Source organism: Pseudoalteromonas sp. P1-30, from assembly GCF_001400005.1.
Lineage (GTDB): Bacteria > Pseudomonadota > Gammaproteobacteria > Enterobacterales > Alteromonadaceae > Pseudoalteromonas > Pseudoalteromonas atlantica.
Map to the genome: position 1 here is coordinate 18,656 of NZ_LKBC01000018.1, position 19,440 is coordinate 38,095.

Genomic DNA, 19,440 nt, shown 5'->3' on the forward strand with positions numbered 1-19,440 from the left:
GTTGTTGATCATAATGTGGATAGTAATCTTGTTGATAACTTAAAAAGGCGATCAAAAATAATTTTTAAAAACGATCCGATTAAGCAGATCTGCCCTAAAAAAGTGAAAATAAGTGTAATAAACCACGCTTTTTATAGATCGTGACGGTTTAAGCTTATAAATGTGCCGCTATTTTTGATTTATTAGCCATAAAGTAGGCGATTGTGGATAACCTTTTTTAATTAGTCTTATTATTTTTCAAGTTCAGCGAGGAGTTTTGCTGGTGGAGCAATTAAAAACGAGCCCGCTGGCCTTAATAGTACCGGTTACTTTTGCTTATAAATTCACAAACCGTAGTTAAAACGATCTACTTAAGGATACTTTTTAGCGGTATATTGGTACTTTTTTAAGCTATATCGAGCGCCAATTACGCGCTTAACGTGGTGTATTTTCATACTGTAAGAGATTAAACAGGTGAGTTGAATACGCTAAAATCAGGCGCGTTTTTATTTAATTTTAGCCCCATTTTAGCTTTTTAATTTTTATACCGGGCATAAAAAAGGGCACTAATGTGCCCTAAAGTAAGTGTTATTTTATGCTGCTTTAGCGAGTTATTTACCAATACAGAATGAGCTAAATATTTTGCCTAGTAGGTCGTCTGAGGTAAATTCACCGGTTATTTCGTTTAAGTACTGCTGCGTTAGGCGTAGCTCTTCGGCTAATATTTCGCCGGCGACGTGCATTTCTAACTGCGTTTTACCAGTATCTAAGTGATAGGCGGCATGTTCAAGTGCATCTAAATGGCGGCGGCGCGCCATAAATCCACCTTCTGTTGCGCCCTGAAAGCCAATACAAGCTTTTAAGTGGTCGCGTACAAGCTCAATACCTTGCGCATTTTTAGCGCTTAAACTAATTACTGGGTATTGTTGGTTTTCATCCATACCTACTGCATCGCCCGATAAATCGGCTTTATTTCTGATAACGGTAACACCCATACCTTGCGGTAATTTTGCCATAAACTCAGGCCAAATTGCGTGTGGGTCGGTGTCGGTGGTGTCGGTGCCATCAAGCATAAACAACACGCGATCAGCTTGATTTATTTCATCCCACGCGCGCTCTATACCTATTTGTTCAACGCGGTCTGGGCTTTCACGTAGACCTGCGGTATCGATAATATGCAGTGGCATACCATCAATATGAATGTGCTCACGTAGTACGTCGCGAGTAGTACCGGCTATTTCGGTTACTATGGCAGCTTCGCGGCCTGCTAGGGCATTAAGTAGGCTTGATTTACCCGCATTAGGGCGCCCAGCAATAACAACGCGCATACCTTCTCGCATAATACTGCCTTGCTTAGCTTGGCTCGTTACTGTGTGTAATTGACTGATGATGGCATCTAAATCGCCCGATACTTTACCATCGGATAAAAAATCAATTTCCTCATCAGGGAAGTCAATGGCTGCCTCTACATACATACGTAAATGAATAACTTTTTCTACTAGGGTTTCAATGTGTTTAGAAAACTCACCTTGTAGCGACTGTAGGGCGCTTTTAGCTGCTTGCTCTGAGGTTGCATTAATTAAATCGCTAATAGCCTCTGCTTGGGTTAAATCAAGCTTGTCGTTCATAAAGGCGCGCTCAGAAAACTCACCAGGCTTAGCTAAGCGAACGCCTTCTATTTGGCTAATTTCTTTTAATAGCATGTCGAGTACAACAGGGCCGCCGTGACCTTGCAGTTCAAGTACGTCTTCGCCGGTAAATGAATTTGGCCCTGCAAAATAAATAGCGATGCCTTGGTCGAGTTGCTCGCCGCTTAAACTTTTAAAAGGAACGTAGTCGGCATAGCGAAGCTTAGGTACTTTACCTATTATTTTTTCGGCCACGCTTTTAGCAAGGCTGCCAGAAACCCGAATTATACCTACGCCACCACGCCCAGGAGCGGTCGCTTGTGCTGCAATTGTGTCTTGATTGATCATGCTATTTATTTGCCAACGAGAGTAACTTTAATGGCGCTATTGTAACCTATGCATTTATTGGTAGCGAATAGCTGTGGTAAAAAATAGGCAATAAAAAAGGCGACCTAAGTCGCCTTTATATGAGTAGCCGTTGAGCTAGCCTCTTACTTTTATACCTTGCTTTTCCATGCCACGGTAGATGATAAGCATCTGGACAATAGAAATAAGGTTAGACACTAACCAGTAAAGTACTAAACCAGATGGGAACCATAAGAAGAATACAGAGAAGATAACCGGCATAAAGGTCATCATTTTTTGCTGCATTGGATCGGTAACCGTCATTGGTTGTAGTTTTTGCGTCACAAACATACTTGCACCAAATAATATTGGTAATACGTAGTATGGGTCTTTTGTAGAAAGGTCAGTTAGCCAAAGAATGAACTCTGCATGGCGCAGCTCTGTTGATTCTAAGAATACGTAAAATAGCGCTAAGAAAATTGGCATTTGTAGCAAAATAGGGAAACAGCCACCCATAGGGTTAACTTTTTCTTTTTTGTACATTTCCATAGTAGCTTGGCCGAACTTTTGACGGTCATCACCATATTTTTCTTTTAGGGCAGCCATTTTTGGCTGAAGGGCACGCATTTTAGCCATTGACGTGTATTGCGCTTTAGTCAGTGGGTACATTAACGATTTAACGATAATAGTGATGGCAATAATAGCGACACCCCAGTTACCTAAAATGCTGTGTAACCATTTAAGAAGTACAAATAAAGGCTGCGAAATAAACCATAACCAACCGTAATCTACAGTTAAGTCTAAATCTGGGTGAATCGCTTCAAGAATATCTGACTCTTTAGGACCCATGTAGTAAGTCGCATTAAGAGTTTGCTCGCTGCCGGCTTGTACATTTATAGGCGCTGCTTTTGTACCAATAATAGCGGCATTACTTTTAGTAATTAAGCTGTAAAGCGTGTGTGTTTCGTCTTGCTTAGGTACCCATGCACTTACAAAGTAATGCTGAATAAATGCAACGTAACCGCCTTGGGTGTTTTTATTTAGGTTTTTGTCAGCCATATCTGAAAAGCTGTATTTTTCGTACGACTCTTCATCAGTACCGTAAGCTGCACCTAGATAGTTTTGATCTACTAAGCTGCCTTTTTCTTGTACGGTACGCTTAATTTGCGTGTATAGCTGTACTTGCACTGGCGCACTTGTAGCATTATTTACTGTGTACTCTAGGCCTACATCGTATTGACCTTTTTTAAATACGTATGTTTTAGTGAAGCTAACGCCATTACTATCAACATAGGTAAGTGGTACACGTAGCTCATCACCGCTTAGCGTGTAGGCTTTTTGCGTTGCTTGGTAAGTAGGGCGACCATTCGCTGATGCGTCTGGGCCATTTAAACCAATTAAACCACTTTGTGAGAAGTATTGATTGCCATCAAACTCGCCTAGAAGCATAAATGGTGTTTCTTCACCTTTTACTTCTTCGTATTGGAGTAAGTCTGCTTCAACAATGTCACCGCCTTTGGTGTCTATTTTTACTTTGAAAACGTCAGTCGTAATGTCAATAACTGAACGCTTAGCAGCGGTAGCCGAAGCAGGTAAACCTGAATCTGACGATGACGGTATATAATCATCTGACTCTGGTGACGTTGTGTTTAGTGTTTGTGTAGTGGCACTAGGATCGGCTTTAGGTGTGTTGTAGTCATTATTCCATTCTTGAAATAATAAAAACGACACTAACATTAAACCGATTAATAAAAACGTGCGTTGCGATTCCATAACAGCTCTTATTTCTCGTGTTGGTGGTTAATACGGGTTAATTTTTCAGGAACGGGGTCTTCTCCGCCTGAATGTAAAGGATGGCATTTTAATATGCGTTTAAGTGCTAACCAACTCCCTTTTACAAATCCATGCAAATTAATTGCTTGAATAGCGTAATGAGAGCAGCTTGGATTAAAACGACAATGCGGGCCTAGTAGTGGGCTTATCCACATTTGATAACCGCGGATAAATAACACTAAACAACGCTTTGGAATAGCAACAAGTGGTTTAAGTAACCTCATGGTGTTTATACCCCTGCGTATATTTAGTGAATAGATACCATGTATTTAAAGGCTCAATTAGAGATTTTAAACGCATGATTAAAAGGTGAGCTAAAGATACCCTAATTAACCCTGCAATTCTATTGCTATCGGGTTTGTTTATTAGATTTAGCTGATTTGTTTGGGCGTTTTTTAAAAGGTGGTGGTTTAGGTGCACCAGGTTTGCAGCGTTCATTTATTTTACGCCACAGCTTTGTAAGTTGTTTAGTTATTTCTTCGTTAGACTGCTCATCAATACCACTTTTTACCATAAGCACAATATCGATATTATCGATGGTGTGTTGATTTAAACGAAAACTTTCGCGAGCGAGTCGTTTAATACGGTTACGTTGGCATGCCTTTTTTACACGTTTTTTAGCAACAGTGAGTCCTAACCTAGGTTTATCTTGGTCATTAGGTTTAGCTAAAAGAGTAAATAAAGGAGTTGCAGCCCGAGCGGGTTCATTAAATATGCGAGAGTAATGCGAGGGAGTTAACAGACGTAACTCCCTGCCAAAGCTAAAGTCTTCCACTTATATATTAAGCAGAAAGAACTTTGCGGCCTTTAGCGCGGCGACGTGCTAATACTTTACGGCCATTTACAGTTGCCATGCGAGCACGGAAGCCGTGTGCACGTTTGCGTTTTAAAACGCTAGGTTGAAAAGTTCTTTTCATAACAATCTCATCCGATCGGTTAAAGTTAAAACATCCTATGCAGGTCGCGATCCTGGCACAGGTGCCATTGCGAGCGCGAGATATTATAGATTAAGCACTTTAAAGTCAATCATAATTGCGCTGTAAACACCGTGTTTATTACATTTTTTGTACGCTAGCTTGATATTTATGGATTAATTTTAAAGCAAAATGGTCTACTTTTGCGCAAAAAGGCGAATTAATGGCCGAGACTGACTAAAAGAATGTGGATCGTAATAAAGTAGGGTGATCAACTAGGATCATCATAATTAAGAAGTTTTCCACAGCTGGTGTTTAAAAAGTGAATAAAAGCATGGGAAAACTCATTTAGATCGTAAAATTGGTTCGCGATCTCAGTGTGTTTTTGTTATGATCTGTTATCAGGCTTTAAAATAAAAGTCGCTATAAATCAGTCTGTTAAGATATTTATACACTGATATCAACAATTTTATAAAAATCAATCTTTTACTTGTGGATAAAGTGCCTTCATAATACCCGGTCTTGGGTCGGGTAGCTGGCCAATTGAACGCAATAAATGCATGATTTTTAATCATTATTGATGTGCGGGAATAAAAATTATACCTCTGGGAGTTTAACTGTGTATCTGTCGGTTTGGCAAAGTTGTTTATATGTATTGCAAGATGAGTTGCCTTCGCAACAATTCAGTATGTGGGTAAGACCACTACAAGCAGAAAGTACCGAAGATACCTTAACGATTTACGCACCTAATCGCTTTGTTCTTGATTGGGTAAGAGAAAAGTATTTAAACCGTATTAATGAGTTACTTGTAGAAATTTGTGGTGATGAAGCGCCCGAATTACGTTTTGATGTAGGTAGTAAACCACTACTAAATACTCAAGCGGCGGCGCCAAGTGTTGAAGCCCCTGCATCACCTAGTTCACAGGCACCTGCTAAACAGCAACCTGTAGAACAAAAAGCAGCAGTAGAGCCTGCGCCTAAATCAGGCTATAAATCTAATATAAAAGATAACTATACCTTTGACAGCTTTGTTGAAGGTAAATCTAACCAGCTAGCAAAAGCGGCTGCAACACAAGTTGCAGATAACCCTGGCTCTGCCTTTAACCCGGTATTTATTTACGGTGGCACTGGCTTAGGTAAAACTCACTTATTACATGCAGTAGGTAATGGCATTATGGCTAACAAGCCCGATGCTAAAATTGTTTACATGCATTCTGAGCGTTTTGTGCAAGACATGGTAAAAGCACTACAAAATAACGCCATTGAAGAATTTAAACGTTATTACCGTAGTGTTGATGCGCTAATGATTGATGATATTCAATTTTTTGCTAATAAAGAGCGCTCACAAGAAGAATTTTTTCATACCTTTAATGCATTATTAGAAGGTAATCAGCAAATTATTTTAACCTCTGACCGCTACCCAAAAGAAATTGAGGGCGTAGAAGACAGGCTTAAATCACGATTTGGTTGGGGTTTAACGATTGCTATAGAGCCGCCAGAGCTTGAAACGCGCGTTGCCATTTTAATGAAAAAAGCGCAGCAGAGTAAAATTAATTTACCGCACGAAGTCGCTTTTTTTATCGCTAAAAAATTACGCTCAAACGTACGTGAATTAGAAGGCGCGCTTAACCGTGTAATAGCTAATGCTAATTTTACCGGACGCCCAATTTCTATCGACTTTGTAAAAGAAGCACTGCGCGATTTATTGGCACTACAAGATAAGCTTGTCACTATAGACAACATACAGCGCACCGTGGCTGAGTATTACAGAATACGTGTGTCAGATTTGTTATCTAAGCGCCGCAGCCGCTCTATCGCGAGGCCGCGTCAGGTAGCTATGGCATTATCTAAAGAATTAACTAATCACAGCTTACCTGAGATTGGTGACGCATTTGGTGGACGTGACCACACCACGGTATTACATGCGTGTAGAAAGGTTAAATCACTTCGTGATGAAAGCCACGAAATAAAAGAAGATTATCAAAATTTAATAAGAACGTTGTCATCTTAGGGCTGACTTTATTATGCAAATAACCATTTCAAGAGAACAATTTTTAAAGCCATTAGTGCAAGTATCGGGTGCGATTGAACGTAAACATACGTTACCTATATTATCTAATGTATTGTTAGTGGTAGAAAACGGGCAACTTTCAATGACAGGCACAGACCTTGAAATTGAACTAGTTGCAGGTGTTTTTGTTGGTGATGATATTGCCGATACAAAGTTAACGCTACCTGCTAAAAAATTACTCGATATTTGTAAAAGCCTGCCTGATGGTTCTGAGCTTACATTGAGCTTACAAGAGCACCAACTGCTTTTAACCAGTGGTAAAAGCCGCTTTTCACTTACAACGCTTGCCGCGGAAGACTTTCCTAATTTAGAGCAGTGGGATGGCGAGGTTGAGTTTCAGCTAACGCGTTTAGAGTTACGTAAATTACTTGAAAGCACGCATTTTTCAATGGCTAACCAAGACGTTCGTTATTACTTAAATGGCATGTCGTTTGAAGTAGATAATACCGACATAAAAACAGTGGCCACCGATGGCCACCGTTTGGCAATAGCGCAAAAAGAATTAGGCCAATCGTTAAATACGCAGCGCCAATTAATAATACCGCGCAAAGGTGTGCAAGAAATTATGCGCCTTATGGTTGCCGATGAAGAATTAGTTACTATTCAATTTGGCGCTAACCATATTCGTATTATCGATGTGGAATTTACTTTTACTAGTAAGTTAGTGGATGGCCGCTTCCCTGATTACCGCCGCGTATTACCACGTGGTGGAGATAAAGTAATTACCGCTAACCGTGAATGGTTACGTAATGCGTTTCAACGTGTGTCTATTTTATCTAACGAAAAATTTAGAGGTGTGCGTTTAAACCTTGCCAATGGCTTACTTAAAATTACGGCTAATAACCCTGAGCAAGAAGAGGCTGAGGAAATAGTAGAAGTAATGTATGAGGGTGATGAGCTAGAAATTGGTTTTAATGTATCGTATGTATTAGATGTACTAAATACATTAAAAACAGAAGATGTACTATTTACATTAGCAGATTCAAACAGCAGCGCACTTATTGAAGGTGCGGGCGATGAAGAAGCAACGTACGTGGTTATGCCTATGCGATTATAAGATACCCATTATAAATGAGTTTAAGTCACTTGAGCCTCAAGTATTTTCGTAATATTGAGGCACTGACGCTAGAACCAGTCAACGGCGTTAATATAATTTATGGTGAAAACGGCAGCGGAAAAACCAGCCTTTTAGAGGCTATTTATTACCTTTCTCACGGCAAATCTTTTCGAACACCTAAACATAAAAGTATTATTCAACATCAGCAAGATCAGTTTGTAATACACGGCCGCAAAGCGCTACACGACTTGTCTATTCCTATTGGGATTAGTAAAACCCAAAGTGGTGAAACTAATTTAAAAATACAAGGCAAAGCCAGTAGAAAAATCTCTGAACTTGCACAGTTAATGCCTGTGCAAATTATTACACCCGAAAGCTATTCATTGTTTTTTGGTGGCCCAAAAGAGCGACGTAAGTTTTTAGATTTGGGTTTGTTCCACGTGGAACATGAGTTTTTTTATTTATGGCAATCGTTTAATAAAGTGCTTAAACAACGCAATGCATTATTAAAAAGTAAGCCAAAGAATTATTTTGACCAAATTAGGTTTTGGGACAAAGAATTTGTTAGACTGGCAGAACAAATAAATAAATTAAGAATGGCGTATATAAGTAGGTTTAAGCAGCAGTTTTTTGATAAAATGTGTGCAGAATTAACGCTTATACGCGATTTAGAAATCAACTTTAATGCAGGCTGGAAAGGCAGTGAGTCTTTAAGTGATGCATTAGAGCAAAACTTTGAGCGAGACGCTCGCCAAGGTTTTACAAGTAAAGGCCCTCATAAGGCCGATTTTAGTTTTAGTGTCGCTGGCAACAGCGTAGAGAATACGTTTTCACGCGGTCAATTGAAGTTATTGCTTTATGCGTTAAAAGTAACGCAAAATAGTTTAATTGAGTCAGAGACAGATAAGCAATCTATATTGCTAATAGATGATCTACCTTCAGAGTTAGGCGAAGATACAAAAGAGAAAGTGGGACAATTATTGGCTCATTGCAGTTCTCAAATTTTTATTTCTTCAATTTTGTCTGAAAGTATTTCTGCTGTGGTGGAACCCATGCAACGAGAACTACAAATGTTCCACGTGAAACATGGCAACCTAATAACAAGATAAGTGGGATTAACCATGTCTGAGAATTATGATTCGTCGAGTATTAAAGTACTTAAAGGATTAGACGCAGTAAGAAAGCGTCCTGGAATGTATATAGGGGACACCGATGATGGCACAGGCTTACACCACATGGTGTTTGAGGTCGTTGATAACTCTATCGATGAAGCCTTAGCAGGTCATTGTGATGATATTTATGTAACGATTCACTTAGACGGTTCAGTCTCTGTAAGAGATAACGGTCGTGGTATCCCAACTTCTATCCATGAAGAAGAAGGTGTGTCTGCTGCCGAGGTTATCATGACGGTACTTCATGCCGGTGGTAAGTTTGATGATAACTCTTATAAAGTATCAGGTGGCTTACACGGTGTTGGTGTATCGGTAGTAAATGCATTATCAGAAAAACTAACTCTTACTATTCGTCGTGAAGGCAAATTGCACGAGCAAACTTACAGCATGGGCGTACCTAACGCTCCATTAACTGTTATTGGCGATGCTGACACTACGGGTACTGAACTGCGTTTTTGGCCAAGTGGCGAAACATTTACAAACCTTGATTTTCATTATGATATTTTAGCTAAGCGTTTACGCGAGCTATCGTTTTTGAACTCTGGTGTAAGCATCATCTTATCTGATGAACGCGAAGAAAATAAAACCGACCACTTTAAATATGATGGCGGTATTCAAGCGTTTGTTGAATACTTAAACCGCAATAAAACACCTGTACATAAAGGTGTATTCCATTTTACTCACGAGCGTGAAGAAGATGGGATTAGCGTTGAAGTTTCAATGCAGTGGAACGATGGCTTCCAAGAAAACATTTACTGTTTTACTAATAACATTCCACAACGTGATGGTGGTACTCACTTAGCCGGCTTTAGATCTGCGCTAACACGTACACTTAATAACTACATGGAAAAAGAAGGCTTTAACAAAAAAGCTAAAACAACCAGTAATGCAACGGGCGATGATGCGCGTGAAGGCTTAACAGCGGTTGTAAGTGTTAAAGTACCTGATCCTAAGTTCTCATCACAAACTAAAGACAAGCTAGTATCAAGCGAAGTTAAATCTGCGGTTGAGCAAGCAATGGCTGAAAAGTTTTCTGATTTCTTATTAGAAAACCCAATGGATGCCAAAATTGTTGTTGGTAAAATTATTGATGCAGCACGAGCACGTGAAGCGGCGCGTAAAGCCCGTGAAATGACTCGTCGTAAAGGCGCTATGGATTTAGCAGGTTTACCTGGTAAATTAGCTGACTGCCAAGAAAAAGACCCATCATTATCTGAACTATACATAGTGGAGGGTGACTCAGCTGGCGGTTCAGCCAAGCAGGGTCGTAATCGTAAAAACCAAGCAATTTTACCACTTAAAGGTAAAATCTTGAACGTAGAGAAAGCACGCTTTGATAAGATGCTTTCTTCACAAGAAGTAGCGACGCTAATAACAGCCCTAGGTTGTGGTATTGGCCGTGATGAATATGACCCAGAAAAACTACGTTACCACAGCATCATTATCATGACCGATGCGGACGTGGATGGTTCTCACATTCGTACATTGCTACTAACATTCTTCTATCGCCAAATGCCAGAAATTGTTGAGCGTGGTTATATTTACATTGCACAACCGCCACTTTATAAAGTGAAAAAAGGTAAGCAAGAGCGTTATATTAAAGACGATCCTGCACTAGTAGATTACCTAACATCACTTGCACTAAATAATGCAGCGCTTTACACAAGCGAAGATGCAAGTGCAATTGAAGGTGAAGCGCTTGAGCAAATAGTACAAGATTACCAAAACACAGTTAAAGTCATTGAGCGCTTAAAACGTAAATACCCTAACACGGTAATGGAACGTTTGATTTACCAAAGCGAGTTAAAAGTAGAAGACTTATCTAACGAAGCTAAAGTAATTGAGTGGACGAAAGAGCTAGTTGACGACTTAGTTGAACGTGATGAAGATGCGACAATTTTCCACGCTGGAACAGAGCATGATGCGGAGCGCAACTTGTACTTCCCGGTTGTGAATATTCGTCAGCATGGTGTGGATAAAGCACACGTATTACATTACGACTTTATTGCCTCACGTGACTACCAACGCATTGCTGTTACTGGCACGAAGATCGCAAACATCTTAAAAGAAGGCGCATATGTTCAACGTGGTGAGAAAACAAAACCTGTTGATAACTTTGTGGATGCTTTGGAATGGTTGATCGCAGAATCTAAGCGCGGGATCTACATTCAGCGCTATAAAGGATTAGGCGAAATGAACCCTAGCCAACTGTGGGAAACCACAATGGATCCTTCAGCTCGTCGTATGTTACAAGTAACAATTGAAGATGCTGTAGCGGCAGATCAATTGTTTGCAACATTAATGGGCGATCAAGTTGAGCCTCGTCGTGAGTTTATAGAAACCAACGCACTTCGCGTAGTTAACTTAGACGTGTAAAAAATTATACTTACATCTTAAAAGGAGCCTAATGGCTCCTTTTTTATTTTAACAACCGCACAAACTGCTTAAAACCTGCGTGTGCACAAGGTATACTGAGGGTAATTTTCACGCTACTTTCAGATAGTAAAAAGCCAAATATGCAAAAATATGACGTTAAAACCTTTCAAGGTTTGATCCTGGCTTTACAGGATTATTGGGCGCAGCAAGGCTGTGTCATTATTCAACCACTTGATATGGAAGTGGGCGCAGGGACATTTCACCCGCAAACATTCTTAAAATCTATTGGCCCTGAGCCAATGTCGAGCGCATACGTACAACCGTGTCGCCGTCCTACCGATGGCCGCTACGGCGAAAACCCAAACCGCTTACAGCATTACTACCAATTTCAGGTAGTTTTAAAGCCATCACCAGATAACATTCAAGAGCTTTACCTAGGCTCACTAGAAGCGATGGGAATTGATACCCTAACGCACGAAGTACGCTTTGTAGAAGATAACTGGGAATCACCAACACTAGGCGCATGGGGCTTAGGTTGGGAGATTTGGCTAAACGGTATGGAAGTAACGCAGTTTACTTACTTTCAGCAAGTAGGGGGCTTAGAGTGCTCTCCTGTAACCGGTGAAATTACTTACGGCCTAGAGCGTTTAGCAATGTACATTCAAGGCGTAGACAGTATTTACGATCTAGTATGGGCAGACGGTCCATTAGGGCGTGTAACTTACGGCGATGTATTCCATCAAAATGAAGTAGAACAATCTACTTACAACTTTGAACACGCAAACGTAGATGACTTATTCGCACAGTTTGATAAGTGTGAAGCTGAGAGCCAAAAGCTAATTGAAGCAAATTTACCACTGCCTGCTTACGAGCAAGTAATGAAAGCATCGCACGCGTTTAACTTACTCGATGCGCGCCATGCAATCTCAGTAACCGAACGTCAGCGTTATATTTTACGCGTTCGAGCGTTATCAAAAGCGTGTGCACAAAGTTATTACGATGCACGTGAAGCGCTTGGTTTCCCGCTGTGTAAGGATAAGTAAGCATGTCAGCACAAAATTTATTAGTAGAAATTGGCACCGAAGAGCTGCCACCAAAAGCACTGCGCAAATTAGCAGAAGCCTTTGCCGCAAACTTAACTGCAGAGCTTGAAACACTAGAGCTTGGGCATGAAGGCGTAAGCTGGTATGCATCGCCTCGTCGTTTAGGTTTACAAGTAAAAGCGCTTGAAGCAAAGCAGCAAGATAAAGAAGTAGAAAAGCGTGGCCCTGCAACTAAAGCAGCGTTCGATAGCGAAGGTAACCCAACTAAAGCAGCAATGGGTTGGGCACGTGGTTGTGGTATTGACGTAAGTGAAGCACAAACTCTTGAGACCGATAAAGGCGCTTGGCTTTTACATATTGCTAAAGTAGCAGGACAAGAAACCAAAACGCTGATGAGCGATGCCATTGCAAAGGCGTTAGCAAAGCTGCCAATACCTAAGCCAATGCGTTGGGGCGCGAATAAAACACAATTTATTCGCCCAGTTCATACCGTAACTATTTTATTTGGTGATGAACTTATTGAAGGCGAAATTTTAGGTAAGCAAGTAACTAATCAGTTACAAGGCCACCGTTTTCATCATCCAGAAAAAATCACCATTAACCATGCAGATGACGTGTTCGACGTATTAAAATCAGCCTACGTTATTGCTGATTACGAACAACGTAAAGCGCAAATCCGTGCACAAATAGAAGAAGCGGCAAGCGCAGTGAATGCGGTTGTTGCAATGGATGAAGACTTATTAGAAGAAGTTACTTCATTAGTAGAGTGGCCAGTAACGTTAACGGCAACATTTGAAGAAGCATTTTTAGATGTACCTGCCGAAGCACTAATTTACACCATGAAGGACGATCAAAAATACTTCCCGCTATTAGATCAAAACGGCAAGCTTTTAAATAAGTTTTTGTTTGTATCTAACATCGAAAGTAAAGATCCAAGTGTGGTTATATCTGGTAACGAAAAAGTAGTGCGCCCACGTTTAGCCGATGCGCAGTTCTTCTTTGAAACAGATAAAAAGAAAACCCTAGAAAGCCGCCTAGAATCACTTGATACTGTTTTATTCCAAAAGCAGTTAGGTACGCTTAAAGATAAATCTGTACGTATTAGCGAACTTGCCGGCTACATTGCAGAGCAACTAGGTGCCGACAAAGACCTTGCAAAACGTGCTGGCCTATTAAGTAAAACAGACTTAATGACCGAAATGGTAATGGAATTTACCGACGTGCAAGGTGTAATGGGTATGCACTATGCACGCTTTGATGGCGAAGCAGAAGATGTAGCTATTGCACAAAACGAGCAATACATGCCGCGTTTTGCGGGCGACAATTTACCTACAAACCTAATCAGCTGTGCAGTAGCAATTGCAGATAAGTTTGATACGCTGGTGGGTATTTTTGGTATAGGCCAAGCACCAAAAGGTGACAAAGACCCATTTGCACTTCGTCGTGCTGCCATTGGTGCACTGCGTATCATGGTAGAAAAAGAGCTACCGCTTGATATTTTAGACCTAGTAGCAAAAGCACAAACACTGTTTGGCGAAAAGCTTACTAACCTAAATGTATCAACCGACGTATTTGACTTTATGCTAGGGCGCTTCCGCGCATGGTATCAAGACGAAGGCATTGAAGTAGATGTTATTCAGGCAGTACTGGCACGTCGTCCTACTAAACCTACTGACTTTGACCGCCGTGTTAAAGCAGTAAGCCACTTCCGTACGTTAGACGCCGCAGAAGCGCTTGCAGCAGCGAATAAGCGTGTAGGTAACATACTAGCTAAAAATAACATTACCACCGAAGGTGATGTTGATGAGAGCCTATTAAGCGACGACGCTGAAAAAGTATTAGCATCACAAGTAGCAAAATTTGCGACTGAGCTTGCACCACTTTACGCTGATGGAAACTACCAAGAGGCATTAAGCCAATTGGCAGGTATTCGCCAAAGTGTTGATAACTTTTTTGACAACGTCATGGTTATGGCCGACGATGAAGCTGTAAAGCAAAATCGCCTCGCACTATTAAGCCAGTTAAGCCGCTTATTTTTAGATATTGCAGATATATCTGTACTACAAAAATAACACCGCTTAAGCCAATAAAAAGCCAGCGTATTGCTGGCTTTTTAGTTTTAACAGAACGAAGGAAACCCATTAATGATGCCAATGAAACGAATTTTAACGCTTGCCATTGCCGGCTTACTCACAGCGTGTACTAGCCAAGTGTCTATTAACGACGTACTGCCGCAGCAAGAGCTGGATAAAACAATTTACCTAAGAGGCGATTTTACGCTTTGGGATGCAGAGCCTCAGTACCAGTTTATGCCAGTAGGCGGCGCGCTTTACCAAGCAGAAGTTAAATTTAGTACGCCAGGTAAAGTGTACGAATTTAAAATAGCCGATGCCGATTTTAGTGAAGGCTACAACTGCGGCTACAGCGATGCCCAACCAGCAGGGCAAAAACTAACGCTCGGCCAACCCGTACTTGCAGACTGTAATACTATTTATAATTACTTCAGTTACTCACCTGCAATAAAAGGCACATACATAGTAAGTATTGATTACAGTGATTATGATGAGCCGAAAGTGACGATTACTAAGAGATAGCTGTTAGTTGGGAGCTGTCAGCTTTTAGCTGCCCGAGTGGGCTTATAGATTTATGACAAGGATGTTGTAGGTAGAGTGAAACGAAACCCAACATACGCTGCGAATAGAACTGTGCTGGTGGTTATCAAATACGTTGGGTTTCGTAAAACTCAACCCAACCTACATCAATAATAATTTTTATTGATTGCTATAAATATACAATCAAATTAATGAGCTTAGTTAGTATTAATTACAGTCGTAAACCAAAAGCGCGATAATAGGTAAGTAGATTTTAAGTAGGTTGGGTAGAGTGAAACGAAACCCAACATATGCTGCGAATAAAACTGTGCTGCTGGTTATCAAATACGTTGGGTTTCGTAAAACTCAACCCAACCTACATCTGGTTTAAGTTCTTAACGATGCGTTAAATATTCAAAAATAACCCAACTTACTAAACCAACTTTCAAACCTATAACCCTTTCTTCACCACATACCTATAAGGTGCTTCATCGGCGTCTGTAGCCACCAGCGTGTGATCCATAAATGTACAAAAACTTGGAATATCGCGAGTGGTTGATGGGTCATCAGCGGTAATTAATAACGTTTCACCGTCGTTCATCTTACGAATTGCAGCGCGTAACATCATTACAGGTTCTGGGCAGCGTAGGCCCATGGCGTCTAATTGGTGATCGGGATTATCAAAGCTCATAAAAAGTTACCTGTAAAAATAGTCGCGGCTTGGTTTGGTCGGGTAGTTTAGCGCAATTAATCTGTTTGGTTAACTGTTTTGCATATAACGGGTAAGCGTAATACAGTAAAAAATAATCTGGTTTAAATTTAATACACCCGAACACATTATTCATATCAGCAATAAGCTGGTGGCATAAAAAAAGGCGAACTAACTTGCGCTAGTTCGCCTTTTTAATCACCAAGATGGTTTACATGTTTAAGCTAATGATTAGTCTTGAACACGTTCAAATACAGTCGCAATGCCTTGGCCTAAACCAATACACATAGTTGCTAGACCATATTTTGCATTTTTGTCTTCCATTAAGTGAATAAGCGAGGTGCTAATACGCGAACCTGAACAACCTAGTGGGTGGCCAAGTGCGATTGCGCCGCCGTTTAAATTCACTTTTTCATCAACCACGTCTGCTAAACCTAAGTCTTTAAGTACAGGCAGTGATTGTGCTGCAAATGCTTCGTTAAGCTCTGCTACGTCAATGTCATCAATAGTAATACCAGCTTGTGCAAGTGCTTTTTTACTTGCTGGTACTGGGCCGTAACCCATGATTGATGGATCGCAACCGGCAACAGCCATTGCTTTAACGCGTGCACGAATTGGTAAGCCAAGCTCTTTTGCTTTCTCTTCGCTCATTACTAACATGGCTGATGCGCCATCAGAAAGTGCAGAAGATGTACCTGCAGTAACCGAGCCAGAGGCAGGGTTAAATACTGGGCGAAGCTGAGATAAACCTTCAACCGTTGTTTCAGGGCGAATTACTTCATCATCTTCAACTAAAATTAAAGAGCCATCAGCTGCGTGACCTTCCATTGCTAAAATTTCGCGGCGGAAACGGCCTTCAACTGTTGCAGCATGTGCACGTTGATGTGAGCGGTATGCAAATTCGTCTTGCTGCTGGCGGCTAATTCCGTGAATAGTAGCAAGGTATTCTGCAGTTAAACCCATAGAGCCAGATGCTTGCGCAATTGAAGTTGCTAAGCCTGGGTGAAAGTCGTTACCGTGAGTCATAGGTACGTGACCCATGTGCTCAACACCACCAATAAGGTAAGTGTCGCCAGCGCCTGTCATAATAGCGCGTGCTGCGTCATGCAATGCTTGCATTGACGAGCCACATAAACGGTTAACGGTTGTAGCTGGTACTGAATGTGGAATACCCGCAAGCAGTGATGCGTTACGTGCAACGTTAAAGCCTTGCTCTAATGTTTGCTGTACACAGCCCCAATAAATATCGTCAATTGATGCAGGGTCAACTGCTGGGTTGCGCTCTAATAACCCTTTCATAAGGTGAGCACTTAAATCTTCCGCACGCTTGTTTTTAAATACGCCGCCTTTTGAGCGACCCATTGGTGTGCGGATACAATCTACAATTACTGGATTATTCATGATATTAACCTTCCACCTTATAGAAAACACGACCTTCTTCGGCCCATTTGCGAGTTTGCTCTGATACTTGGTAAATCGCACCTAGGTGAGCATATTTGTCTGCTGCTGCAACAAAGTTAGCTAAACCTGTTTGATCTAAGTAACGGAACGCGCCGCCTCTAAATGGAGGGAAACCAACGCCGTATACAAGGGCCATATCAGCTTCTTGAGGAGAAGCAACAATGCCTTCTTGTAAACAAAGTAGTACTTCGTTGATCATTGGGATCATACAACGGTCGATAATTTCTTGTTTATCAAATTCTTTAGGTGCATCAGTAATTGGCGCTAGTAGCTCAACTGCTGTTGCATCGCTTGATTTTTTAAGACGACCACGACGGTCTATTTCGTACTTGTAAAAACCTGCTTTGTTCTTTTGACCAAAACGTTTTTCGTTAGCAAAAACAGTCACCGGATCTTTTTCTGCGCGTGCCATACGCTCAGGGAATCCGTCAGCCATTACGCCAGTACAGTGATACGCCGTATCAATACCTACAACATCAAGCAGGTAAGCCGGGCCCATTGGCCAGCCAAATACGTTTTCCATTACTTTATCTACTTTTGCAAAGTTAGCGCCTTCAACAACTAATTTGCTAAAGCCTGCAAAGTAAGGGAATAAAACACGGTTTACAAAAAAGCCTGGGCAATCGTTTACAACAATTGGAGACTTGCCAAGTTTAAGAGCGTAATCAACAACTGCATTAATTGTTTTATCGGAGGTTTTTGCACCACGGATAATTTCTACTAATGGCATTTTTGGCACTGGGTTGAAAAAGTGCATACCACAGAAGTTTTCTGGCTTTTCTAACGCTTCTGCAAGTAAGTCGATACAAATAGTCGATGTGTTTGATGTAAGTACCGTGCCTTCAGGCATGTTCTTTTCAAGGTCAGCTAATACCGCTTGCTTAACTTTAGGATTTTCTACAACCGCTTCAACAATAATGTTGGCGTTTTGTAGGTCTGCATCGTTAAGCGTTGGCTTAATTTTGCTAAGCGTTGCCAGCATTTTTTCCATAGGCATGTGGCCGCGTTTAACTTTTGCACCCAGTAGTTTAGATGCTTCACCCATACCTAAATCAAGCGCGTCCTGTTGGATGTCTTTCATTACAATTGGGGTACCTTTATAAGCTGACTGGTATGCAATACCGCCGCCCATAATACCAGCGCCTAATACAGCCGCTTGTTTAATTTCTACATCGCTGTGCTTAGCAAGCTTACGTGCTTTACCTTTAATAAACTGGTCATTTAAGAAAATACCGGTTTGCGCTGCAGCTTCATTAGTACGCGCAAGTTTTGCAAAGTTAGCATTTTCGATTGCCATTGCTTCATCGCGAGTACAGTTGGCCGCTGCTTTAATAGTGCGAACTGCCATAACCGGAGCAGGATAGTGGCCTTTGGTTTTACCCATTACCATACCTTCTGCCATTGCAAAGCTCATGCCTTGCTCAACACGGTTTAATTTAAGTGGCTGAAGTTTAACATCGCGCTTTGCCTGCCAATCTAGCTTGCCGGCAATTGCTAATTCAAGTGTTGCTAGGCTTGACTCTAAAAGTTTGTCAGCACTAACTACCGCGTCAAACGCACCTACTTTTAGGGCGTCAGCGGCACGGTTTTCTTTGCCTGAGGTGATCCAAAGCATGGCGTTATCTGCGCCAATAATGCGTGGTAAGCGCACTGTGCCACCAAAACCAGGCATTATACCTAGTTTAACTTCTGGTAAGCCCATTTTAGCGGTTTCGCTTGCAACGCGATAATCGGTAGCAAGTGCCCACTCACAGCCGCCGCCAAGTGCCAAGCCATTTATAGCGCTAAGAGTTGGGAATGGTAAGTCTTCGATTGCGTCAAAAACGTCGGTTGCGTTTTTGATCCACGTTACTAATTCTTCTTCTGGTTTAGTAAATGTTGGTAAAAATTCGAAGATATCTGCACCAATAATAAAGTGATCTTTATCACTGGTAAAAATCATGCCTTTGATATCAGAATTAGACGCTAATTCTTTTAATGCTGCTGCACAATCTGAAAGAGTTTGCTGAGATAGTGTGTTTACAGAACCTGCAACACAAAACTTAAACTCGGCGATGTTTTCCTTTAGGAAGCTAACTTCAAAGGAATCGCTTTTATATAACATTATTATTCTCCCTAGTTGACGAACTAAGACTGGTACGATGAGTTTGCATTTCGACCAGTGTGCTTGCTTTAAAATTAAAATGCAACGAAAAATTTAACTCGGTTACAAACGGTTGGTTAAAATATAGCTGGTTTGGTGCTAAGGTGTACTGGAATAT

15 protein-coding genes are annotated in these 19,440 nt (G+C 41.1%); 7 read left to right on the plus strand and 8 right to left on the minus strand.

Annotated features, from left to right (window positions below; all coding sequences use genetic code 11):
* Positions 1–590: 590 nt before the first annotated feature.
* The 5 genes from mnmE to rpmH all read right to left on the minus strand — a co-directional run bounded on the left by mnmE (position 591) and on the right by rpmH (position 4,702).
* A complete protein-coding gene (mnmE, locus tag AN395_RS17825; RefSeq protein WP_004588063.1) occupies positions 591–1,955 on the minus strand; it encodes a tRNA uridine-5-carboxymethylaminomethyl(34) synthesis GTPase MnmE in 1,365 nt (454 codons plus the stop codon).
* A gap of 135 nt (positions 1,956–2,090) precedes the next feature.
* A complete protein-coding gene (yidC, locus tag AN395_RS17830) occupies positions 2,091–3,725 on the minus strand; it encodes a membrane protein insertase YidC (protein WP_024032130.1) in 1,635 nt (544 codons plus the stop codon).
* Positions 3,726–3,733: 8 nt separating this feature from the next.
* Positions 3,734–4,009 carry a membrane protein insertion efficiency factor YidD gene (gene yidD, locus AN395_RS17835; protein ID WP_004588061.1) on the minus strand — a complete coding sequence of 92 codons (276 nt, stop codon included), beginning with the start codon at positions 4,007–4,009 and terminating at the stop codon, positions 3,734–3,736.
* A 125-nt stretch (positions 4,010–4,134) separates the two neighbouring features.
* Entirely contained in the window at positions 4,135–4,560 is a 426-nt protein-coding gene (rnpA, locus tag AN395_RS17840; protein ID WP_029772813.1) for a ribonuclease P protein component, read from the minus strand.
* A gap of 7 nt (positions 4,561–4,567) precedes the next feature.
* A complete protein-coding gene (gene rpmH, locus AN395_RS17845; RefSeq protein ID WP_004335215.1) occupies positions 4,568–4,702 on the minus strand; it encodes a 50S ribosomal protein L34 in 135 nt (44 codons plus the stop codon).
* A 616-nt stretch (positions 4,703–5,318) separates the two neighbouring features.
* On the opposite strand from rpmH, the gene dnaA reads away from it, so the two are divergent.
* The 7 genes from dnaA to AN395_RS17880 all read left to right on the plus strand — a co-directional run bounded on the left by dnaA (position 5,319) and on the right by AN395_RS17880 (position 15,012).
* Positions 5,319–6,710: a chromosomal replication initiator protein DnaA gene (dnaA, locus tag AN395_RS17850; RefSeq protein WP_004588059.1), complete on the plus strand. Its 1,392-nt coding sequence runs from the start codon at positions 5,319–5,321 to the stop codon at positions 6,708–6,710.
* Between the two features lie 13 nt (positions 6,711–6,723).
* The gene (dnaN, locus tag AN395_RS17855; protein ID WP_054983817.1) at positions 6,724–7,827 is read left to right on the plus strand and encodes a DNA polymerase III subunit beta; all 1,104 of its coding nucleotides are present in this window, start codon (positions 6,724–6,726) and stop codon (positions 7,825–7,827) included.
* A 14-nt stretch (positions 7,828–7,841) separates the two neighbouring features.
* Positions 7,842–8,936, plus strand: coding sequence for a DNA replication/repair protein RecF (recF, locus tag AN395_RS17860; protein ID WP_054983818.1), 1,095 nt, complete (start codon positions 7,842–7,844; stop codon positions 8,934–8,936).
* 12 nt (positions 8,937–8,948) lie between these two features.
* The gene (gyrB, locus tag AN395_RS17865) at positions 8,949–11,375 is read left to right on the plus strand and encodes a DNA topoisomerase (ATP-hydrolyzing) subunit B (protein WP_029772815.1); all 2,427 of its coding nucleotides are present in this window, start codon (positions 8,949–8,951) and stop codon (positions 11,373–11,375) included.
* Positions 11,376–11,515: 140 nt separating this feature from the next.
* The gene (gene glyQ, locus AN395_RS17870) at positions 11,516–12,418 is read left to right on the plus strand and encodes a glycine--tRNA ligase subunit alpha (protein WP_004588055.1); all 903 of its coding nucleotides are present in this window, start codon (positions 11,516–11,518) and stop codon (positions 12,416–12,418) included.
* A gap of 2 nt (positions 12,419–12,420) precedes the next feature.
* Positions 12,421–14,490 (plus strand): glycine--tRNA ligase subunit beta, encoded by a 2,070-nt coding sequence (glyS, locus tag AN395_RS17875; RefSeq protein ID WP_054983819.1) that lies wholly within the window; start codon positions 12,421–12,423, stop codon positions 14,488–14,490.
* 72 nt (positions 14,491–14,562) lie between these two features.
* Complete coding sequence (locus AN395_RS17880; protein WP_054983820.1) at positions 14,563–15,012, plus strand: hypothetical protein; 450 nt, start codon at positions 14,563–14,565, stop codon at positions 15,010–15,012.
* A 448-nt stretch (positions 15,013–15,460) separates the two neighbouring features.
* On the opposite strand, the gene tusA is transcribed toward AN395_RS17880, so the two are convergent.
* The 3 genes from tusA to fadB form a co-directional block, all read right to left on the minus strand.
* Positions 15,461–15,700 (minus strand): sulfurtransferase TusA, encoded by a 240-nt coding sequence (tusA, locus tag AN395_RS17885; RefSeq protein ID WP_004588051.1) that lies wholly within the window; start codon positions 15,698–15,700, stop codon positions 15,461–15,463.
* Between the two features lie 249 nt (positions 15,701–15,949).
* Positions 15,950–17,119, minus strand: coding sequence for an acetyl-CoA C-acyltransferase FadA (gene fadA, locus AN395_RS17890; protein ID WP_004588050.1), 1,170 nt, complete (start codon positions 17,117–17,119; stop codon positions 15,950–15,952).
* 4 nt (positions 17,120–17,123) lie between these two features.
* Positions 17,124–19,283: a fatty acid oxidation complex subunit alpha FadB gene (gene fadB / locus AN395_RS17895; RefSeq protein ID WP_054983821.1), complete on the minus strand. Its 2,160-nt coding sequence runs from the start codon at positions 19,281–19,283 to the stop codon at positions 17,124–17,126.
* Between the last annotated feature and the right edge of the window lie 157 nt (positions 19,284–19,440).